Raw genomic sequence first — 20087 nt, forward strand, 5'->3', positions numbered from 1 at the left:
AAAATACACAGATCAAACTAACATCAATAAATTATATTATTTAATCATATTGATGTTGACAGAAGAAGTAAAGGGAAAAGAGCTCCAGCGGCCATTTTTATCCATACTTCCATAAAAACGGCCGGTCTATCGTTTGCCCAGGGTAACCGCATTTGGATCGCGTTGATGTTTTTCGCTTTTAATGCTGATCCGGGCACGCCTCCGATCCGGATGGATATCCAGCAAGGTCAAACGATATTGGGGAAAGATAGGTACACGTAACTTCGCAGCTTGGAAGCGGTCGCCGGAAGGGTTTCAAGTTTTGAAGAGTGATATTGGCGTTACAAGGTATTGATGGACTACCTTTCTGAAATAGCCAAATTTGATGCTCTCGTAAAAAGTAAAAAATTTTAGTTTGGCGTCATTCCGGCGTAGGCCGGAATCCAGTCTCTTCAATAATTTCTGGATACCGGATCAAGTCCGGTATGACGGGCCGGGCATTTTTTACGAGTTCATCAAATTTGCAGGGCTCGGCTAAAAGGAGCATCAGACAAACAGCGGCACCACCTCAAACCGGGTAACATCCACAAGCCCCCTGTCGGTCAACTTCAGGTCCGGAATCACCGGCAAGGCCAGAAACCCCAAAGTCATGAAAGGGTCGCTAAGGGTGGCACCCAGGTCACGGCTGGCGGCGATCAAACGATCCATCTGATTCCGGACGGTCTCCAGCGGTTGGTCGGACATCAGCCCGGCTACCGGCAGGGGCAGGTCCGCGATGGTCCGGCCGTCACTCACGGCCACGAGCCCTCCCCCCATTTCCGCGACCCGCGCCACGGCGGCAATCATATCCGCATCATTGGTACCGGCAACGATGATGTTGTGGGAATCGTGAGCCACGCTGGAGGCGACGGCGCCGCGTTTCAGCCCCAGACCGGTCACGAACCCCAGACCGGTACGCGCCTCACCGGTATAGCGATCCACCACGGCCAGCTTGACGATGTCGCGGGTCACGTCGGCCACGGCCAGTCCCTGGTGGTCGGTAACATCCATGATCTCGCAGCCGGTAACCACCTGGTCGGCAATGGCCCGGATGACGCGCATGCGTTTGCCTTGCCTGCGGATTGAGAAATCGAGATGGCCAGGATCGATGTTCATGGCCGGCGGCACCGCCACCGGCGGCACGGTGGCAACGTCCGGCAGCAGATGACCATTTTCAGCCACCAACTGTCCCCGATGATACACGGCCTGGGCCCGGATGTCGGTCAGGTTGGAAAAAACAATCAGATCGGCCTTGCGCCCCGGGGCAATGGCGCCGGCATCCCGGATACCGAAATAATCGGCCGGGTTGATGGTGCCCATGCGGATGGCTGTGACCGGGTCCAGTCCCTTGGTCACGGCCTTGCGCACGATGGCGTCCACGTGGCCGTCGGAAAGAATATCATGGGGGTGGCGGTCGTCGGTGCACCACATCATGCGCGGCCAGGTTTTGCCATCGATGACCGGGAACAGGGCATCCAGATTACGGGCGCAGGTGCCTTCGCGAACCATGATGTGCATGCCCAGCTCGAGCTTTTCCAGGGCCTCTTTGCACCGGGTGCACTCATGATCCGAGGCGATACCGGCCGCCACGTAGGCATGCAGCTGGGCTCCGGACACACCGGGCGCGTGCCCGTCCATGGGCCGGCGGTGGCGTCTGGCCAGGTCCAGCTTGGCCATCACTGCCGGATCTGCAAAAATTACCCCAGGATAGTTCATCATCTCGGCCAGGGCCACAATGCGCGGATGATCGAAAAACGGCGCCAGATCGGCGTCCGTCAGTCGGGCACCGGCGGTTTCCATGTCCGTGGCCGGCACGCACGACGGCAGGGCGAACAGACAGTCCATGGGTTGCCCCTCGGCCGAGCGCAGCATGTAATCGATACCCTGGGTGCCCAGCACGTTGGCGATTTCGTGGGGATCGGCCACGACCGTGGTCGTTCCCAAAGGGGCCACGGCACGGGCGAACTCGGTGACGCAAACCATTGCACTTTCGATGTGCACATGGGCGTCAATGAATCCCGGAGCCACATAGCGGCCCTGCATGTCCGTGGTCTGGTCCGCCGGGTAATCACCAAACCCCACAATGGTGCCGTCCTTGATGGCAATACTGCCCTTGACAATGCGACCGGAAAACACATTGACAATCCTGGCATTGGTTAAAAGCAGATCAGCCGGGGCATCACCCCGGGCAGCGCTGATGATGGTTTTCAAATCCATATAGGTTCCCTTCCGACGATTTCAAATTTGACGGATTCGTAAAAGGTCCGATATCGGCGTTTAAGCGTATCCTTCGTCACTGCGGAGTACTCTATGTACGCCTCATTCCTCAGGATTCGCAAGCCTTGATCTCGGACCTTTTACGAATCCGTCCGAGTGGCGACTTTTTACGAGAGCATCAAATTTGGGATTTGAAATTCAGCCGGCCTCGCCGGCCTGAATCCGATGGGCGATTCGATTCACCTGTCCCATGATCGCATCGACATCGATGCCCGTCAACCGTCGATCTCGAACCAATCGATTTCCAGCCACCAATACATGGGATACGTCGCTGCCGCCGGCGGCATAAACGATGTGGGATTCCGGATGATAGAGAGGGGTCAGATGCGGGGCATGGGTGTCGAGTACGATGATGTCGGCCTGCTTGCCGGTTTCAAGGGAGCCGATACGATCGTCCAGCCCGATGCTGCGGGCACCGTCGATGGTGGCCATGCGCAGGACCGTGGCGGCGGAAAGAGCGGTCGGATCACCGGTGGCCACCTTGTGCAGCTTGGCGGCCGTGCCCATTTCACCGAACAGGCTCAGGTCGTTGTTGCTGGCGCAGCCATCGGTGCCCAGCCCCACGCACACCCCCCGGGCCATCAGGCCGGCAATCGGGGCGATGCCCGAGGCCAGTTTCATATTGCTTTCCGGACAATGGGTGACCGTGCATCCCCTATCGGCCAGGATCTTCATGTCCGCGTCGTCGACCCACACACAATGGGCCAGAAGCGTCTGCGGGTCAAGCAGTCCCAGTCGGTCAAGGTGGGCCACGGGACTGAGCCCCTTTTCCTGAATCGATTGATCGCGTTCGAAACAGGTTTCGGCGGTGTGCACCTGGAACAAAAGACCCAAACGCGTCGCAGCAGCCTTGGCCGCCTGCAGGGTGTCGTCACTGCAGGTGTAAGGCGCATGGCAGAAAATCGAAGGCGTGATCAGCGGATGCCGGTCCAGCCAGTGTCTGGCATAGCCTTCGGCATGGGCGATGTTCTGCGACGGGTCGGGCACGCCCGGCGCCGGGAAATCGATCACCCCCTGGGCCAGCACGGCCCGCATCCCGGTCTCAGCCACGGCCCGGGCCACCGCGTCTTCATGAAAATAGCCCCCGCAGCAGCAGGTGGTGCCGGACAACAGCATCTCGGCGCAGGCCAGCAGCGTGCCCCAATGCACGCTGTCGGGGGTGATGTGACTGGCTTCGGCCGGAAAGATATGCTCGTTCAGCCAGGTCATCAGCGGCAAATCATCGGCCAGGCCCCGGAACAGGGTCATGGGCAGATGGGTGTGCGTGTTAACCAGACCGGGCATGACGATGCCACCGGCCGCATCAATGCGCTCCCGGGCTGAAGGCGGTGCGGATCCGGTGTCGATGGCCTGAATGCGGCCATCTCCAATACCGATCCAACCGGACCGGATAATCCGCATGTCCATGTCCACGGTCACCAGGGTGCCGTTATAGATAATGGTATCGAACATCATGCTTTCTTCGCTCTGATCTGGTCGGCGATCTGCCGGGCGTCGGCCATGATTTTCGAAAGGTCCAGGTGCATCAGCTGGCGGTCCTTCATCAACACCCGGCCGCCGACAATGGTGGTACTGACATCCCCGCCGCCCACGGCGTATACCAGGTGGGAAACCGGGTTGTACATGGGGGTCAGATGCGGTTTGCGGGTGTCGATGATGATCAGATCGGCTTTTTTACCGACCTCGAGGCTGCCGATCTGCCGGTCCAGTCCCAGGGCGCGGGCCCCGTCAATGGTGGCCATGCGCAATACCGTGGCCGCATCCAGAACAGTGGGATCCAGGCTGCTGGCCTTGTGCAGCTTGGCAGCCATGTCCATCTCGGCAAACAGATCCAGGTTGTTGTTGCTGGAGCAGCCGTCGGTGCCCAGCCCCACGCACACCCCGCGGCCGATCAACTCGGCGATTGGCGCAATACCCGAGGCCAGCTTCATGTTGCTCTCCGGGTTGTGGGCCACCTTGACATCATGCTCGGCCAGCAGCGCCATGTCCGCGTCACCGACCACCACGCAGTGGCAGGCCAGAAGATTGGGTGCCAGCACGCCCAGGTCAGCCAGGTGCTGAACCGGGGTAACCCCGTATCGCTCACGGATCGTATCGACCTCGGTTTGGGTCTCGGACAGATGGATCACCAGGGGCACGCCGTTTTCTCCGGCGATGTCCGCCGCCTGAACAAGCAGTTCCGGGGCGCACAGGTAAGGCGAATGGGGTTCCACGGCAATGGTGACCAACGGATCACCCCGCCACCGGTCGATCAGCCGGCGGGTGTAGTCAAATCCCTTTTCAATGGGCCCGTAATTGGGTGACGGAAAGTCATAGAGCACCTCGCCCACCACAGCCCGCATGCCGGCCGTCCGGGCAGCCCGGGCCACGCGATCTTCGAACAGATACATATCGCAAAAGCAGGTGGTGCCCGAGAAAATCATTTCCACGCAGCCGAGCAGGCTGCCGGCATAAACCTTGTCCGGATCCAGCAGGGCCTCGGCCGGGAAAATATGTTCATTGAGCCAGGTCATCAGGGGCAGGTCGTCGGCCAGTCCCCGGAACAGGGTCATGGCCGCATGGGTATGGGTGTTGATCAGGCCGGGCATGATGATGCCGCCGGCCGCATCGATGGTTTCTCTGGCGGCCAGCGTCCCCAGACTGGCCGCGGAATCGACGGCCGTGATAGTATCCCCCGTGATCGCCACCGCACCGTTGTCGATCATGGGGCGTTGTGGGTCCATGGTCAGAACGATGCCGTTGGTGATGAAAAGGTCCGCAACGGTCATGACTGGTCTCCCCGGCCGATCCCCGCCACAACGGCCTCGATCAGCGATCTGAGTCGGGGCGCGGCCTGGTTGGCGACCTCCACAATCTCCTCCAGGGTTGCCGGTTGGGGATGATCCGGGTCATTGATATTGGTAATGGTGGAAATGCCAAGCACCCGCATGCCGGCGTGCACTGCGGCAATGGCCTCCATGACCGTTGACATTCCCACCGCATCGGCGCCGATGGTCTTCAAGAAACGAATCTCGGCCGGCGTTTCCAATGACGGCCCTTTCAGCCCGGCATACACACCGTCCTGCACCGCGATACCAAGGCCATCGGCAGCCTGTCGGCACAATGCAACCAACAGAGGGTCCCAGGCCGCCGTCATCTCGGGAAAACGGGGTCCCCAATCATCTAAATTGGGCCCGACCAGCGGATTTTCACCGGTAAGGTTGATGTGGTCGCCAATGATCATCAGGTCCCCTTGGGAAAAGGAGAGATTCAACCCGCCGGCCGCATTGGACAGAATCAGATGCCGCACCCCCAGGGCCTGCATGACCCGCACGGGAAAGGTCACCTGGATGGGCGTGTAGCCTTCATAAAGATGAAAGCGGCCCTGCATAACCATGACCTGCTGCCCGGCGAGCGTGCCGACCATCAATTGTCCCGAATGCCCTACTACGGTGGAAACGGGGAAATGGGGCATGTCCCCATAGTTGATAGTAAAGGCGCCCTCCAGCGTGCCGACAGCGCTTCCCAGTCCTGTTCCGGTGATCACGCCGATGGTGGGCGCATGGCTCAATCTGGAGGATAGAAATTCAGCCGCTTCTTTCACATTTTCTTGGAGTTGGTTCAAAGGACGCCTCCGATTTTTCTTTGTGGGATCGTACGCTTGATTCTGGTCAAAAGGCCGCTTAACGGGGTCATCATACGCGGGTTTTCAATGGGTTATAGACCAGCTTGAAGGCCGCCGTCAAGCGGTCTGCCGCAGACACTGACAGCCACGATATCGTTGACATTTTTATGCGATTATGAAATGTTTTCATGCGGTCACTTACGGCATGGGTTGATTGCCGGGCCCATGACCCATTCGGTGGAGAAAGGCACCAACAGAAAGATTGCTCCCCTTACGGTCATCGGAATAGTGTAAACATGCCCCACAATCACCACCCGAAACACCACTTGAACCACCCTGATATTAATGCTGACATAAGGGCACGAATCGATACGGTTATCGATGAACACAGAACCGATCAAGATCCTTTATTGCGGAGAACGCTTCTTATGAAAGCTTAACCAATAACCCATTTTGCACAAACAGATGACCATGAAAATTTCAGAAATCAAAGACATCCTAAAAGCCAATGTGCTTTGCGGAGAAGATCAGCTGGACACAGTCGTTGTGGCCGGTGGGGCGGCGGACCTGATGGACGATGTACTGGCTGCGGCCGCCAAAGGCTGTGCGCTTTTAACGGGTGTCACAACCGACCATGTTATTCGGACCTCAAAAATTGTTGGTGTGGGTGCAATCGTTATCGTCAGAGGGAAAAACCCACCCAAAGAGTTCATTGATATGGCCAAATCATTCCAAATCCCTCTGATGGTAACCGACTATTCCTTGTTTGTAGCCTGTGGCAGGCTCTATATGAACGGCATTCGAGGATTGGACGGTTCCTGGTAAAAATCGCTCAATGACAATACATGTTTCAATTGTCCGACCGGCTGACACATTAGCCGGTTTGATGTCATATTTTAATTTTTGCTTTCCATTTCCGAAAGGGCCCAATACGGCAATGGAGGCGATAGTTGCATCACTCCTCAACGCCGGCTATCCAAAGTCGATATGGATGGGGATTGGATGCGATACCGGAATAGGGGGAGTGAGGAAATGACAATAGCGATTATCTTGATGGGTGCATTGGGACTCGTAGTGGGGATTGGATTGGCGCTGGCTTCCAAAATTTTTTACGTCTACGTGGATCCCAAAATTGTCGCCGTTGAAGATGTTCTACCCGGCGCCAATTGCGGTGGTTGCGGTTATCCCGGTTGCAGTGCCAATGCCGAAGCCATTGTGGCCGGAAAAGCCTCGCCCAACTCGTGTGTGGCGGCCGGTGAAGAAGTGGCGCTTGCCATTGCCGGCATCCTGGGTGTCAGCGTGGAAGCCAAGGAACCGGATATCGCCCTGCCCGGCTGTACCTATGGCGTGGCCGATGCAGCGGTCAAATACAAATACGATGGATTGAACGACTGCCGGGCCGCCGCCCTGCTCGCGGGCGGGATGAAAGTGTGCAACATCGGCTGTCTGGGACTCGGGACCTGCGCCGCGGCCTGCCCGTTTGGCGCCATCACCATGGGGCCCAACGGCCTGCCCGTGGTGGACGAGATCAAATGCACCGGCTGCGGGACATGCGAGCGGGTCTGCCCGAAACACATCATCACCCTTTCCTCGGTCACCCGCCGCATCCTCAAAGAGTACACCACCGAGGACTGCACCACGCCCTGCCAGCGGGCCTGCCCGGCCGGCATCAATATCAGTCGCTACATTGAGCAGATCGCCGATAGTGACTATCTGGGTGCAGTGCAAACCATTAAAGAGCGCAACCCTTTCCCCACGGTCATCGGCAGAATCTGTCCACGGCCGTGTGAAAATGACTGCCGCCGTAAATATGTGGATGAACCCGTGGCGATCAACTTTCTCAAACGCTTTGCCGCTGACTACGAACGGGCCCAGGGTGAGCGGGTCCAGCCGTTCAAGGCACCTGAGACCGGTCGGCGTGTGGCCGTGATCGGCGGTGGCGTGCAGGGACTTTCCACAGCCTTTTTCACCGCTCGCCTGGGTCATACGACCACGGTGTACGAAGGCACGGACCGTCTCGGCGGCCTGCTCAATACCGCCATCGCCAAATACCGTCTGCCTGAAGATATCCTTGCGTGGGATATCGACGGGATACTGGAAATGGGTGTGGAGGCCCGCACCGGACAGATGCTGGGAAGCGATGTAACGGTTGCCGGTCTTCTGGACGAAGGCTATCAGGCGGTATTTCTGGCTACCGGCGGATGGGACAGCCGTCTGTCCCGTGGCGCGGAGAAGGCCGTGGAGACGCCCCTGCCGGGTGGGTATCTGCTGCTTGACCTGTTGCGGTCCGGAAAAGAGGGGCATGGCACGGTCTCCTGCAAAGCCGATACCGTGATTGTCGGTGGTGAGAACCTGGCCGCCGAAAGTCTGGCCAAAGCCCGTTCGCTGGGCGCTCAGAACGTCACCTTTATCTTCCGTGATCATCCGGGTGAAGCCGCTGCCACGGCGCTTGCCGAGGATGGTGCGACGGTTCTGACCGGTGTCGGTATCATCCGCCTTTCCGGTGAAGGCGACGAACTGAATGCCATCGAGGTGATGGATACGGCGACCAAGGAGATCAGCCAACTGCCCGTACAGACCCTGATCTTTTCCGCGGGTCGATTTCCTGAACTGATTTTCACCCGCCCGGGCGAAGAAACAGAAAACGAGAACTCGCAGGCCTGGTCAGCGATCCCGCCGTATAAGAATCCGGCCCTGGCCACCGAAGCGGGGTTGTTTGCCAAGGGCGATTCCCTGACCGATTTCAGTGCTGCCATCAGAGCCATTGGTGCCGGACGCCGGGCCGCGGCCACCGTTCATAAGCTGCTTTATGACATTGACATTGATCTGCCGGAAAATGTGCTCAAACCGAACGCGGTGATTCAGAATGTCGACCATGTGGACACCGTCACACCCGACCAGCGGCGGATCATGCCCCTGGCCCAGCAACGCGACATCGAGCAACTGATGGAACTGGAAAAAGGATTCGAAACAAAAACCGCCATGGAGGAAGCGTCACGCTGCCTCAATTGCGGATTGATCTGTTATCAGCACGAAGAAAATCAACCGTCCGTCCAGCAGATTCGCGAGACGGTCAACGCCTGATTTGTAGGGGCAGGCCCCTGTGCCTGCCCTCAAACCAGCAGGCCCTTTCGGCCTGCCCCGACATTAACCCTTGCAGGCCCTGTCGGCCTGCCCTAAGATCTGTTGTAACCACGTTCAGGCACAACGACAAAAAGAGAAACAGCTATGGCCATCGAAGAAGGTGTTGTTTTTAAAATGGGAACAGCGGGTAAGGCGTGGGTTCGAACCACCCGGTCCAGCGCATGTGAATCCTGTTCATCCCGGGATACCTGCCAGGGCGAGGGTGCTGGGCAGGAAATGGAAGTGGAAGCCATCAATACCGCCCAGGCCCGGGTGGGGGATCGCATCGTGCTCAACATCAAAACCGCCTCTTTGTTGAAAGCCACCTTCTTATTGTATGTATTTCCGATCCTGGCCATGTTGGCCGGTGCGATCATCGGGCAACGCATAGCCGAGGGGCGTGGATCGGACCCATCGGCCATGGCCGCTTTGTTTGCATTTGGTTTTTTCGGGTTGGCCTTTGTGGTGATTCGCATCACCGGTCGACGTCTGGCCAAGGACAACAGCTACAGACCCGAAATTATAAAGGTCCGCAACCATCCACCACAGCCGTCAGAGGATTTGATGGCCCACCAGGCAGAGCCTTAATTTATGGATCAGACTGTATTCATATCCAGCAACAATACCGCTACATTTCGTTGTCCGCAATGTGGTAAGACAAAAACAGCGGATGTGAGTCAACAGGCTACAAGTAACAAAAGAATTTCAGTCACCTGCACCTGTGTTTGCGGTCACAAATTTCGGTGTCGGCTGGAGAAGCGTCGGCAGTATCGCAAGACCGTTGATTTCCCGGGGAAATTTATCCTCCTGGGAAAAGACGGCCCTGCGGATACCGGTTTGATGACCATCGTGGACATTTCAACAAGCGGGTTGAAATTCAAAACCACGGTTCCCCGTAATTTTGCGACCGGCACTGAACTGCGGGTCGAGTTTTGCTTGGATGATCGTAACCGGACCCTGATGGAAAAACGGGTCATTGTCCGCAATGTCAGCGGTTCTTTTGTCGGTGTATCCTTTCACCCGAAGGAACTGGAAGACCCTGCCCTGGGGTTTTATTTGATGCCTTGATCGATTTTCATTTCGACACCAACAGAAGATCAATGCGCTCATACCTGAAGATTATCAACAACAATGGCCGATACCGCCATCAAGGATTCCGACCTTCATTGCCTACCTGTTTAAGCTGTGATATCACTAAGTCGATCATTGATTATACTGGCACGATTATGATCGATTTAACAAAAATCCATTAATACCGCACAAAGGCACGGCATGACACTCCCCCTTCGACCCATCACCATTGCAACGCGACGTGGCGCCGTTAAAGGATGGCGGGGATTTATCTGGATGCTTAAAATCATTCTGCCGGTTTCTTTGGCCACCTTTCTACTGGACTATTCCGGTTGGATTCATCAGTTGGACGGCATTCTCGAACCGTTGATGGGTGCGATCCATCTGCCGGCCACGGCGGCACTGCCATTGCTGGCCGGTCTCTTGACCGGCATTTACGGTGCCATTGCTGCCATGAGCGTTCTTCCTTTCACGGTCGAGCAGATGACGTTAATGGCCATCTTTTTGCTGATCGCGCATAGCCTGATCCAGGAGGGAATGGTTCAACACCGATCTGGGTGCTCGGCCTGGACGGCCACCCTGGTGCGACTGACCGCTGCCGTATTGACCGTTATCGTTGTGGGCTGGATAATCGGTCCGGTCGCCACACAGCAGCTGTCCGGAGACGTGATCATCGCCCCAAGGGATTCGTTCTGGCCAGAACTTTCCGATTGGGCGGGGCAAATGGGCATTTTGAGTCTAAAAATTCTGCTCATTATCACCGCCCTGATGATGGTTATGGAAATCCTCAAGCAATTTTCTCTGATCGATAAAATGATCCTGGGCATCAAACCGCTCATGGGTGTGTTGGGCCTGGATCGAGAGGTCGGCATGCTGTGGTTGACGGCGGCAATCTTTGGGATCACTTATGGCGGCGCTGTGATTGTGGAAGAGGCCGAGGATCGTCATCTATCTTCGGAACAATTGAAAACACTGCATATTTCTATCGGGATCAACCATGCCATGGTAGAAGATCCGGCACTGTTTTTACCCTTGGGTATTCATCCTTTCTGGCTATGGGTTCCCCGGTTGGTTACCGCATTCGTGTTCACCGTCATTTACCGTATGTGGCGATGGATGAAACCCCACCACCGGGCGATGACTGTAAAAACGGCTCCATCTGTGAGTACGGCACCATCTGATGGTTAACGAAGGCGATTCGATGCAATGTCCATCTCCCACCGTCAACAGACCGTTCAATCCAAAACGCATCCAGCCGATCATCACACAGGCGATCTGCATGGGGATACTGGTGGTGGCGCTGTGTCTGGCCACAATTTCAACGGGCAGGGCCAGTGACCCAACCATCCTTCCAGTTGCATTCACCCCCGGCGAACGGTTGACCTTCGAGCTCAAATGGACCATTATCCCCGCTGGAGAAGCGGTTTTGGAAATATTGCCCCTTGAACACATGGCCGGGCGCAATGCTTATCATTTTGTTCTCACTGCAAAATCCAACGCATTTGTCGATGTCTTCTACATGGTCCGTGACCGTATCGATGCCTGGGCGGACACGAATCTTGACCAGTCACTGTTATACCGCAAGAAACAACATGAAGGCGATAGCCGGCGAGACATCACCGTCTCATTTGATTGGGATGAAATGACCGCCCAATACATCAATCGGGGAACCAACAAGCGCGAAGTCGGCACCCCCATTCCAATCTCAAGCGGCACGTTTGACCCGCTTTCCATCTTCTATTGGTGCCGGTCGGTCGACTTGGCCGTTAATAAACAAATTCAACGTGCTGTGACTGACGGCAAAAAACACATCATGGGGGTGGCCGTCATCATTCGTAAGGAAACAGTAACGGTTCCGGCCGGAACCTTCGAGACTTTTCTGCTTGAGCCGGAACTATCCCAGGTGGGTGGCGTGTTCGAAAAAAGCCCGGATGCCAGCATCCAGATTTGGGTAACCACGGATCATCGGCATTTGCCCATCAAGCTGGCCAGCAAGGTGGTGGTGGGTAAGTTTACCGGTGAGCTGACAAGCATGACGGGAACAGCCCTGCACAACCATTAAGGAGAAAATATGAAGAAAATAATGATCATCCATGCAAACAACACCGTGTTGTCGATACTCGCTTCAATCCTGGCCATCGTGATTATCGGGCCTGTATTTTCCGCGGCCGCCGCCCCACCTGACGGAAAGATTGCCATGGTGAACAACGCGACCGTATCTCGCCAGGACCTGGATCGGGAAATGAAGATGTATGCCCTGAAACTGAATACTCAGGGACGTCCCATCAATGACCAAGAATTGAAACGCTACGAGGGCAATTTCCGTGAAACACTGATCAATCAAGTGCTATTGTTACAACAGTCTGAATCCGAGGGCGTCACGGTCAAAGATAGTCAAGTGACCCAGTCCGTGAACGAATTCAAAGCCAATTTCAAAAATGAAAAAGACTACCAAAATGAACTAAAACAGATGGGCTTCACCGAGGAACAACTAAACGATTGGTTCAAAGATAAACTCACCATTGAAGCAGTATTCGAAAAAAACATCACTCTCAACACGCCCATATCAGACAAAGAGATTCGTGCCTTCTATGACAAGCGCCCCGATCTGTTCCGTCAGCCGGAGCGGGTCAGGGCCTCTCACATCCTGATTCAGGTCCCAACAGATGCCGATGAGGCTAAAAAGGAAACGGCTTTGGCATCCATTAAGTCGCTTAAACAGCGGATCGACAATGGAGAGTCGTTTGCCAACCTGGCCATGGAATACTCCGATTGCCCCAGCAAAGCCAAAGGGGGAGATTTAGGTTTTTTCAGCCGCGAACAAATGGTTCAACCTTTTTCAGAAGCGGCCTTTGCCCTGCAACCCGGACAGGTCAGCGATGTGGTGACTACCCAATACGGTTATCACCTGATTCGTATCGTCGAACGGCAAGATGCTCAGATGATGGCTTTTAATGATGTAAAAGAGGAAATTTCCAACATTCTTCGGCGAGAACAAAAAATGAAACAGATTGGCGATTACATAGAAAAAATAAAGAAAAAAGCAGATATTCAAAGATTCCCAATGTAGTTTTTCTCTTGACAACGAGAAATATAGAAGTTAGAAAAATTTGCGGATGATATCTTGGCCGTAAACAATCTCTGATCTGATATCTTCTGAGCGGTAACTTTCCATGCGCCGGAGTATCGTCTGCAAGGGCAAGGGACATTTTGGGGGAGAACTACCGAGAAGAGGAGGTCAGTGTTTTGGCGAACGGGATCGTAAAATGGTTTAATGACAAAAAGGGGTATGGCTTTATTAATGAGGATCAAGGACGAGACATTTTTGTCCACTTTTCCGCCATTGACATGCAAGGATTCAAAACCCTTTCCGAAGGGGACGTGGTCATGTTTGACGTAGAAGAAAGTGATCGCGGCCCTGAAGCCAAAAACGTTAAAAAAACCAATTAACCCTTTACCTAAGTTTTATTGCCGGGGTCCTTGAATCGATTCAGGGACCCCGGCTTTTTTTTGTGCCCTTCGCCCAACATGTCGTATCGCCAGCAAATTCCTTTTCGCAAAATTCGATTAATTGTGGTTTTAAAAGCCGCTTATTGTGGTAAGCTTATTATAGTATTCAAGATACGGATAGCATTAGCTGGCACAATAATGAGTGTTAGTCAATGCTAGCAGTATTCACTATTGATTTTTTTGATTACTAATGAGAAATTCGTTTACTCTCCGATGATCTTGACCAGCACGCGTTTTTTTCTTCGCCCGTCAAATTCTCCATAGAAAATCCGTTCCCAGGTACCAAAATCAAGCCTGCCATCGGTAATGGCGACCACCACTTCCCGACCCATGATCTGCCGTTTCATGTGGGCATCGGCATTATCCTCACCAATATTGTGATGATATTGGGATACCGGTTCATGGGGCGCCAATTTCTCCAGCCAGACATCGTAATCGTGGTGCAAGCCGCTCTCATCGTCATTAATGAAAACGCTGGCTGTGATGTGCATGGCATTGACCAGTACCAACCCCTCCTTGACCCCGCTTTGGTCAATGCATTGTTGGACCTGGCCGGTGATGTTGATAAACGCTCTCCGGGTGGGCACTTCAAACCACAGTTCTTTGCGATAGTTTTTCATTTTTGGATTCCCTTTGGTCTAATCAATGGCCTAAAATTGTTTTATATAGTAGCAATCTGTTATTCTGAGAAAATATCCATGTCAATCTTTTTGATTGCATAGGACACAACACCGGAGTCGATCCATGGAAAACGGGTTTGAATTTCATTGGTCAATGCTGCTCTGGTTCCTGGCCGCCATCGCCTATTTTGAAATCATGCGACGCCTTGACCGGTACTGGGCCAAGCGCACACCGCTAACCGATGAGGAACGGCTGTGGAACCACGCCCGTAACCAGCGAATCAGTGAACACGAGGTGTTCAAACAGGCCGCAGCCACATGGTCGCTCGGCCCACAAACGGCTGATGCGGACTTTCACGACTACCTGAAAAAAGGACGCTTGCCCCACTATGTCCGCGACTACCTTCGAAAAATGGATCACCATTAAACGATCAGACGATTTTGCTTATTTTTTAGCATTCAGTCGTTGAGAATACGGATAAAATAGATTAAAGAAAGATGACCCTGAACCGTTCGCTCAAGGGACATATTTGTATGACCAGTTCCAGCTGGCAACCCACAAGTCTTTGGTAACCAAATGAATTCAATTGTCCGTTTGATCCTATACTTTTTTGCCCTTTTTGGATTGGGAAACATGGCAATGCAACCGGCCCTGGCTCAGCAACCGTCACCGGACCCGATCGTCAGCCTGTCCGTGAAGGACGAAGCCCTGGTCAGCGCCCTGGAGACCATTGCCTCACAAACCGGATACCAGTTCGACTTGACCCCCAAATGGGAAAAACACATGGTCAGTGCCACCATCGACCACCAACCGTTAGAGCAGGTGCTCAAGCGTCTGCTTCGTAGCCTGAACTACACGATCCTCTGGGAAGCGGATAAAGTCGTTGTCATTAAGGTTTATGGCAAGGCCGACGCATCTACGTCCAGTGGAATCTCCTTTGCCGCCCCTCCCCAAGAGATTCTGGAGGAAGAGTTAACGCCCATCGAGTCCGATGACGAATCGCTCGAGGAAGAAGGTGAAGAAGACGATGAGTCTGAGGCCGAGGCTGATGAGGCCGATGAAAAAGAACAACCTGATCTTCAAGACAAGCCAGGTCCTAAAGGCAAAAACCCGGCAATTAAAAAGCCCGCTGCCGTTGGCCGCCTGATCGATTCCAAACGCAATGAGTGATGAAATTTCCCGGCTGCCGGTATTATCACTGACGGCAAACACTTTTTTCGTCCTGTTCCGGAACCAAAGCCGGCAACCAAGCTCTCGATTCAGGTCTGCGCTGACTAGTATCCATCCAGAAACAGGCAAAGCCTATTTCTGGATGCGCACCAACTACAACGGATCGATTTTACTATAGCATCCCCCGTCCTGTCACTGGGCCGTGAAATTCACACGCCCTCGTCGCATTCCCCCAATAGGTATCATTGCCATCACCCAATCAATGCTTACACTGATTGAACAATGCAAAAAAAAGCAATCTGGTTATTTGGAAAGCTCCAGCTGACATCTGTTCCAGCATAGCAGAACATAAAGAACAATAGCGTCCCCTCATCGCGCGGTGTGGTTGGCCATCATCGGAAACACAGCGCTGCAAACATCGATCCCAACGGAAAAAGAAAGGACGCCTGCCATGAAATATATGCAATCAGCGGGTTTAACCGCTACCCGTCAAGCCGCGACGCAATCATCAGGGGGGCTTGACGCGCTGATATTCGATAACCGATTCACAGACCAGCTACCCGGTGATCCCGACCCGGTCAATCGACGCCGTCAGGTACCGGATGCCTGTTACTCGCTTGTTGCGCCCACTCCGGTAAACGCACCGCAACTGGCGGCATATTCCCGGGAAGTGGCCGACCTGGTGGACCTTTCACCCGAGACCTGCCAATCCAAGGAATTTACAGAAGTCTTTACCGGCAACCGACTGCTCCCGGGCATGAAACCCTTTGCCATGTGTTACGGCGGTCATCAGTTCGGCAATTGGGCCGGGCAATTGGGTGATGGCCGAGCCATCAACCTGGGCGAGGTGATCAACACCCATGGCGACCGTTTGATCTTACAACTCAAGGGTGCCGGCCCCACCCCCTATTCACGCAATGCGGATGGCCTTGCGGTATTGCGCTCATCCATCCGTGAGTTTCTGTGCAGTGAGGCCATGTTTCATTTGGGCGTGCCCACCACCCGGGCCTTGAGCCTGACCCTGACCGGCGAAAAAGTCGAAAGGGACATGTTCTACGACGGCCATCCAAAAATGGAACCGGGCGCCGTGGTGTGCCGGGTGGCCCCCTCTTTCCTGCGGTTCGGCAATTTCCAGATTCATGCGGCTCGCGGTGAGATCGACCTGTTGAAAAAGCTGGTGGATTATACCATTGCGACCGATTTTCCAGACTTAGGCAAACCGTCAGCCCGGACATACGCACAATGGTTTGATGACGTGTGTCGCCGCACCGCCGAAATGATCGTCCACTGGATGCGTGTGGGCTTTGTCCATGGGGTGATGAATACGGACAACATGTCCATTCTCGGTTTGACCATCGATTACGGTCCCTACGGCTGGCTTGAAAATTACGACCCCACCTGGACCCCCAACACAACCGATGCCGTGGGCCGGCGTTACCGGTTCGGCCACCAGCCGGCCGTTGCCCATTGGAATCTGGTCCAGCTGGCAAACGCCATTTATCCACTGATTGGTGAAATCGACCCGTTGCAGACCGCTCTGGACCACTATGCCCATGCCTACCAGTCCGGCTGGCAGGAGATGATGGCCGGCAAACTGGGGTTCACCCGGTATGAACCACACAGTGATCAAGCATTGATCACGGATCTGCTCGCGATCCTTGCCCAGGCCGAAACCGACATGACCATTTTTTTCCGCCGGCTCGCCGGCCTCGACGGGCATGATCCGGCAGCGGAGGAAAAAACCGATGATGAACTGATGGCCCCTTTGATGGAGGCCTATTACGTTCCCGACCAGTTGACGACCGACCTGCGCCGCCAAACCGCCGACTGGATCCGCCGCTACATGACGCGCACCCGTCAGGATGACATGCTGCCGGCAGCGCGCCGCACGCGCATGAATGCGGTCAATCCCAAGTATGTGCTGCGTAACTACCTGGCCCAATTGGCCATTGACAAAGCCGAGGCCGGTGACGTGACAATGATCGATGAATTACTTGAGCTGCTGCGCCATCCCTATGACGAGCAGCCCGGTAAAGAAGGATTCGCCGCCAAACGGCCCGACTGGGCCCGCCACCGGCCCGGCTGTTCAATGTTGTCGTGCAGTTCATGAAAGGAATCAAATTTTGAAACGCTCAGCTTGGCAGGTAATACGCCTTACCCTGGCAGGCGCTGCACACAGGGCCGCACCTGAGGTTGTAGGATTCACCGCATTTCTCACAAATGCCGGTCTTTTTCTTTTTAAACACATGATCCTCGCCCACGATACGAACATCACGCACCCCGATCAGATCATTGCGGGCCTCAAAAAAAACAGGCACCAGGTCATCGAATTTCGGTGAATCCCCTTTTCTCTGGGCAGGGTTGAACCAGTCGTTGATCAATGGCCATTTGGCCACGGCATCGGCAATCACCCACGTACGGACGCCTTGCATGGTTTCCCGGTTGGAAGCGGTCAGGGCAAACTTGCCCCAGTCATAGACCTTCAGGCGGCCGTTGCCGGTGGTGCAGGATGTGAGCACCTGGGCCGCATCCGGCAGGCAGGTAACGGTTTCAACGGTAATCACCAGATCAGGGGACTCCGGGACCTTTTCAAGCACCGTGTCCAGCATCAGGGCACCAACAATGATACCCGGTGCCCGGGCACCATGAAAATCCTCCATATCATAAACAAATTGTTCAAAATCCATTCCGCAAATGGTCTGGCTGGTCATCGTTATCGTCTCCTTGAGCAGAAATATTTTACAATGCCGATATGGGCCAACGCCAAAATTGGTTTGGCCATTGATAGACGGGCACTAATTAACGTATGACCGGCTGTATCGTCAATGGCCGTCATCAGGCAAGGATAGGTTATCGGTCTGCGGATTCATCCCCGTGCAGGACTTTCAGCTTGGCATCGATCATCTGTTTGTGGGAAAGGCGCAGCAGATTGGAAAGTTTGTTCATCAAATAATGCTCGTGCGCGTCCATTTTCCCGTCGACATAAACAATCCGCCACAGGCGCTCAATCAATTTTTCCTTGCGGCCATTACTGAAATTATCATTGATCACCCGGGCGAACTGCCATAGGTCGACACTTTCCTTCAATTCACGGTCCGCTTCTGCCATCAAGGCATCGATTTCTTCCCGGGCGAGACCGTATTTTTCGGTCAGAATATCAATCACCGCCACCATTTCCTTTTTGGTGAAGGTTTCATCGATACGTCCCATCTCAACAAACAAGGCGCAAATCGCCACCGTTAGATCATGTTCATTGTTCAGGCCACCGGCTTTGTGACCATTGTCGTTGTTACCCAAAAGCCGTTTTAATATATCGATCATCGTATTGGCTCCCACTTTTAATGGATAAGACTCACAAAAAGTATTAACATACTGTTTATTGCAACTAATATAGACGTCATTGATGAATTGTCGAGTCAATCCAATGGGAGAAGGAACCAAACGCCGCCTTTGGAAAACAAGGACGGCTACCGGATTCACGATCACGGCCACCAAACCCTCAGAGGAAGACAAACTCCACTGCAGGTTTACGAGGTGCAAATGCCAAGCAAGGGATAACACCGACGCATGTTCACCGCATCAATCCTTCGTCGATCAAATCCAGCACCCGCTGTTTTTCCTCGGGGAATTTGTATCCTTCGTAGCTTTGGGAAAATAAAAGTCGGCCCTGCCGGTTGCGCCAGTGATTGCCGGCATGGTCGAAACACACGCGTCCGGTGACCGACAGTTCCTGCATGGTCAGGCGCAATTCCTCCAGCTGCTGCCGTGACGTCAACATTTCAAACCGTTGTTCGGCCACCGCCTCGGCCAAGGGGGTGCCGTTCCATGGCCTTAAGGGACGTGATCGGATATAGTGCGGATCAATGGCGCTGAGGACCCGGGCCGTATTGCGGGCATGGTCCTGCCACAAGGCGTTGCCCCCCAGCCCGGGCATCCAGTACTCCGAGAGCTGAAACCCGGCGGCAAGGGCCTTTTGCCCGCCTTTGATATGGATCTCGGCGGTGGCGCCTTTTTTAATGTTCGCAAGGACGGTATCATCTCCGCTCTCGAGCCCCACGTGCAACCGATCCAGGCCGGCCTGACGAATGGCCTTCAGGTCATCTATCGATTTTTGTACGATGGTTTTTGACCGGGCATAGGTGGTCACGCGAACAATCGAGGGAAATGTCCGGCGCAGGTATTCGAGCACCTCAAGCAGTTGATCGGTTTTCATGATCAGGCTGTTGGCGTCCTGCAAAAACACGGTTTTGGCACCGGACACCAGCCAGTGGTAGAGCATGGCAAAACCCTGGTGGGTATTGAGATGAGGATTTTTTTCGATCAGGGCAATAGCGGCCTGGTGGGTGATTTCACCGCCGTGACCCAATTGCCGTGAGAGCGCCGCCAGATCATCGCGCACGGCCGCCATGGCATCGATATCCTGTTTGATTTCGTCGACCGACCGCAACTGGAATTTCTCGGTTTTGTACATCCCGCAAAACGTACACCGATTCCAGGGGCAGTTGCGGGTCAGCCGAACCAGCAAGGAGTTGCTGCCGCCTTCGCTGGGGGGCCGATAAATTCCTGTCTCAAAATCATATTTTTTAGCCGCTGATGCAATCATAACTCATCCTCTTTTCCATTTTTTGAATGTGGGCGCCTGTTTGTGAATGCGCTGAATAGGGTATGTTCCATCAAGACTCCCATAGCACTT

General features: G+C 54.4%; 19 protein-coding genes. 11 read left to right on the forward strand and 8 right to left on the reverse strand.

All coding sequences use genetic code 11. The features are described 5' to 3' along the window. Positions 1-525: 525 nt before the first annotated feature. The 4 genes from ade to Dvar_RS35245 all read right to left on the reverse strand — a co-directional run bounded on the left by ade (position 526) and on the right by Dvar_RS35245 (position 5899). A complete protein-coding gene (gene ade / locus Dvar_RS35230; RefSeq protein ID WP_419657894.1) occupies positions 526-2235 on the reverse strand; it encodes an adenine deaminase in 1710 nt (569 codons plus the stop codon). A 198-nt stretch (positions 2236-2433) separates the two neighbouring features. Further along, positions 2434-3750, reverse strand: a complete 1317-nt coding sequence (locus tag Dvar_RS35235; protein ID WP_419657896.1) for an amidohydrolase family protein — start codon at positions 3748-3750, stop codon at positions 2434-2436. After that, entirely contained in the window at positions 3747-5063 is a 1317-nt protein-coding gene (locus Dvar_RS35240) for an amidohydrolase (RefSeq protein ID WP_419657898.1), read from the reverse strand. The genes Dvar_RS35235 and Dvar_RS35240 overlap by 4 nt, the downstream gene beginning before the upstream one ends. After that, positions 5060-5899, reverse strand: coding sequence for a purine-nucleoside phosphorylase (locus tag Dvar_RS35245; RefSeq protein WP_419657899.1), 840 nt, complete (start codon positions 5897-5899; stop codon positions 5060-5062). Before Dvar_RS35245 ends, Dvar_RS35240 begins: the two co-directional genes overlap by 4 nt. Before the next feature lie 471 nt (positions 5900-6370). On the opposite strand from Dvar_RS35245, the gene Dvar_RS35250 reads away from it, so the two are divergent. From Dvar_RS35250 to Dvar_RS35285, 8 genes are all read left to right on the forward strand, one after another. Next, positions 6371-6724 carry a DRTGG domain-containing protein gene (locus Dvar_RS35250; RefSeq protein WP_419657901.1) on the forward strand — a complete coding sequence of 118 codons (354 nt, stop codon included), beginning with the start codon at positions 6371-6373 and terminating at the stop codon, positions 6722-6724. A 207-nt stretch (positions 6725-6931) separates the two neighbouring features. After that, entirely contained in the window at positions 6932-8983 is a 2052-nt protein-coding gene (locus tag Dvar_RS35255) for an RnfABCDGE type electron transport complex subunit B (RefSeq protein ID WP_419657903.1), read from the forward strand. 144 nt (positions 8984-9127) lie between these two features. Beyond that, on the forward strand, positions 9128-9610 hold the full coding sequence (locus Dvar_RS35260; RefSeq protein WP_419657905.1) for a SoxR reducing system RseC family protein: 483 nt from the start codon (positions 9128-9130) through the stop codon (positions 9608-9610). 3 nt (positions 9611-9613) lie between these two features. After that, entirely contained in the window at positions 9614-10090 is a 477-nt protein-coding gene (locus tag Dvar_RS35265) for a PilZ domain-containing protein (protein WP_419657906.1), read from the forward strand. A gap of 279 nt (positions 10091-10369) precedes the next feature. Continuing rightward, positions 10370-11281, forward strand: a complete 912-nt coding sequence (locus Dvar_RS35270) for an iron transporter (RefSeq protein WP_419657908.1) — start codon at positions 10370-10372, stop codon at positions 11279-11281. 13 nt (positions 11282-11294) lie between these two features. Further along, positions 11295-12155: a DUF3108 domain-containing protein gene (locus Dvar_RS35275; protein WP_419657909.1), complete on the forward strand. Its 861-nt coding sequence runs from the start codon at positions 11295-11297 to the stop codon at positions 12153-12155. Positions 12156-12164: 9 nt separating this feature from the next. Then, a complete protein-coding gene (locus Dvar_RS35280) occupies positions 12165-13163 on the forward strand; it encodes a peptidylprolyl isomerase (protein WP_419657910.1) in 999 nt (332 codons plus the stop codon). Positions 13164-13339: 176 nt separating this feature from the next. Next, positions 13340-13543 carry a cold-shock protein gene (locus Dvar_RS35285; protein WP_419657911.1) on the forward strand — a complete coding sequence of 68 codons (204 nt, stop codon included), beginning with the start codon at positions 13340-13342 and terminating at the stop codon, positions 13541-13543. Positions 13544-13806: 263 nt separating this feature from the next. Here Dvar_RS35285 and Dvar_RS35290 read toward each other — a convergent pair whose 3' ends face one another. Then, on the reverse strand, positions 13807-14223 hold the full coding sequence (locus tag Dvar_RS35290) for a secondary thiamine-phosphate synthase enzyme YjbQ (protein ID WP_419657912.1): 417 nt from the start codon (positions 14221-14223) through the stop codon (positions 13807-13809). Positions 14224-14347: 124 nt separating this feature from the next. On the opposite strand from Dvar_RS35290, the gene Dvar_RS35295 reads away from it, so the two are divergent. The 3 genes from Dvar_RS35295 to Dvar_RS35305 all read left to right on the forward strand — a co-directional run bounded on the left by Dvar_RS35295 (position 14348) and on the right by Dvar_RS35305 (position 17504). Continuing rightward, on the forward strand, positions 14348-14650 hold the full coding sequence (locus Dvar_RS35295; protein ID WP_419657914.1) for a hypothetical protein: 303 nt from the start codon (positions 14348-14350) through the stop codon (positions 14648-14650). Positions 14651-14857: 207 nt separating this feature from the next. Beyond that, positions 14858-15394 carry a hypothetical protein gene (locus Dvar_RS35300; RefSeq protein WP_419657915.1) on the forward strand — a complete coding sequence of 179 codons (537 nt, stop codon included), beginning with the start codon at positions 14858-14860 and terminating at the stop codon, positions 15392-15394. A gap of 451 nt (positions 15395-15845) precedes the next feature. Next, positions 15846-17504: a protein adenylyltransferase SelO gene (locus Dvar_RS35305; protein WP_419657917.1), complete on the forward strand. Its 1659-nt coding sequence runs from the start codon at positions 15846-15848 to the stop codon at positions 17502-17504. Between the two features lie 22 nt (positions 17505-17526). Here Dvar_RS35305 and Dvar_RS35310 read toward each other — a convergent pair whose 3' ends face one another. From Dvar_RS35310 to Dvar_RS35320, 3 genes are all read right to left on the reverse strand, one after another. Then, positions 17527-18105: an FmdE family protein gene (locus Dvar_RS35310; RefSeq protein WP_419657919.1), complete on the reverse strand. Its 579-nt coding sequence runs from the start codon at positions 18103-18105 to the stop codon at positions 17527-17529. 139 nt (positions 18106-18244) lie between these two features. After that, the gene (locus tag Dvar_RS35315; RefSeq protein WP_419657921.1) at positions 18245-18715 is read right to left on the reverse strand and encodes a TerB family tellurite resistance protein; all 471 of its coding nucleotides are present in this window, start codon (positions 18713-18715) and stop codon (positions 18245-18247) included. A 250-nt stretch (positions 18716-18965) separates the two neighbouring features. Continuing rightward, entirely contained in the window at positions 18966-19997 is a 1032-nt protein-coding gene (locus tag Dvar_RS35320) for a radical SAM protein (RefSeq protein WP_419657923.1), read from the reverse strand. Between the last annotated feature and the right edge of the window lie 90 nt (positions 19998-20087).

It is taken from the genome of Desulfosarcina variabilis str. Montpellier, from assembly GCF_048565275.1.
GTDB lineage: Bacteria > Desulfobacterota > Desulfobacteria > Desulfobacterales > Desulfosarcinaceae > Desulfosarcina > Desulfosarcina variabilis.

What these genes read in the sequence shown, in the direction of transcription:
- Dvar_RS35255 (WP_419657903.1), top strand. Translation starts at nt 6,932, where the DNA reads ATGACAATAGCGATTATCTTGATGGGTGCATTGGGACTCGTAGTGGGG.
- Dvar_RS35235 (WP_419657896.1), bottom strand. Translation starts at nt 3,750, where the DNA reads ATGATGTTCGATACCATTATCTATAACGGCACCCTGGTGACCGTGGAC.
- Dvar_RS35310 (WP_419657919.1), bottom strand. Translation starts at nt 18,105, where the DNA reads ATGACCAGCCAGACCATTTGCGGAATGGATTTTGAACAATTTGTTTAT.
- Dvar_RS35275 (WP_419657909.1), top strand. Translation starts at nt 11,295, where the DNA reads ATGCAATGTCCATCTCCCACCGTCAACAGACCGTTCAATCCAAAACGC.
- ade (WP_419657894.1), bottom strand. Translation starts at nt 2,235, where the DNA reads ATGGATTTGAAAACCATCATCAGCGCTGCCCGGGGTGATGCCCCGGCT.
- Dvar_RS35320 (WP_419657923.1), bottom strand. Translation starts at nt 19,997, where the DNA reads ATGATTGCATCAGCGGCTAAAAAATATGATTTTGAGACAGGAATTTAT.
- Dvar_RS35305 (WP_419657917.1), top strand. Translation starts at nt 15,846, where the DNA reads ATGAAATATATGCAATCAGCGGGTTTAACCGCTACCCGTCAAGCCGCG.
- Dvar_RS35250 (WP_419657901.1), top strand. Translation starts at nt 6,371, where the DNA reads ATGAAAATTTCAGAAATCAAAGACATCCTAAAAGCCAATGTGCTTTGC.
- Dvar_RS35315 (WP_419657921.1), bottom strand. Translation starts at nt 18,715, where the DNA reads ATGATCGATATATTAAAACGGCTTTTGGGTAACAACGACAATGGTCAC.
- Dvar_RS35280 (WP_419657910.1), top strand. Translation starts at nt 12,165, where the DNA reads ATGAAGAAAATAATGATCATCCATGCAAACAACACCGTGTTGTCGATA.
- Dvar_RS35260 (WP_419657905.1), top strand. Translation starts at nt 9,128, where the DNA reads ATGGCCATCGAAGAAGGTGTTGTTTTTAAAATGGGAACAGCGGGTAAG.
- Dvar_RS35300 (WP_419657915.1), top strand. Translation starts at nt 14,858, where the DNA reads ATGGCAATGCAACCGGCCCTGGCTCAGCAACCGTCACCGGACCCGATC.
- Dvar_RS35240 (WP_419657898.1), bottom strand. Translation starts at nt 5,063, where the DNA reads ATGACCGTTGCGGACCTTTTCATCACCAACGGCATCGTTCTGACCATG.
- Dvar_RS35290 (WP_419657912.1), bottom strand. Translation starts at nt 14,223, where the DNA reads ATGAAAAACTATCGCAAAGAACTGTGGTTTGAAGTGCCCACCCGGAGA.
- Dvar_RS35265 (WP_419657906.1), top strand. Translation starts at nt 9,614, where the DNA reads ATGGATCAGACTGTATTCATATCCAGCAACAATACCGCTACATTTCGT.
- Dvar_RS35295 (WP_419657914.1), top strand. Translation starts at nt 14,348, where the DNA reads ATGGAAAACGGGTTTGAATTTCATTGGTCAATGCTGCTCTGGTTCCTG.
- Dvar_RS35270 (WP_419657908.1), top strand. Translation starts at nt 10,370, where the DNA reads ATGCTTAAAATCATTCTGCCGGTTTCTTTGGCCACCTTTCTACTGGAC.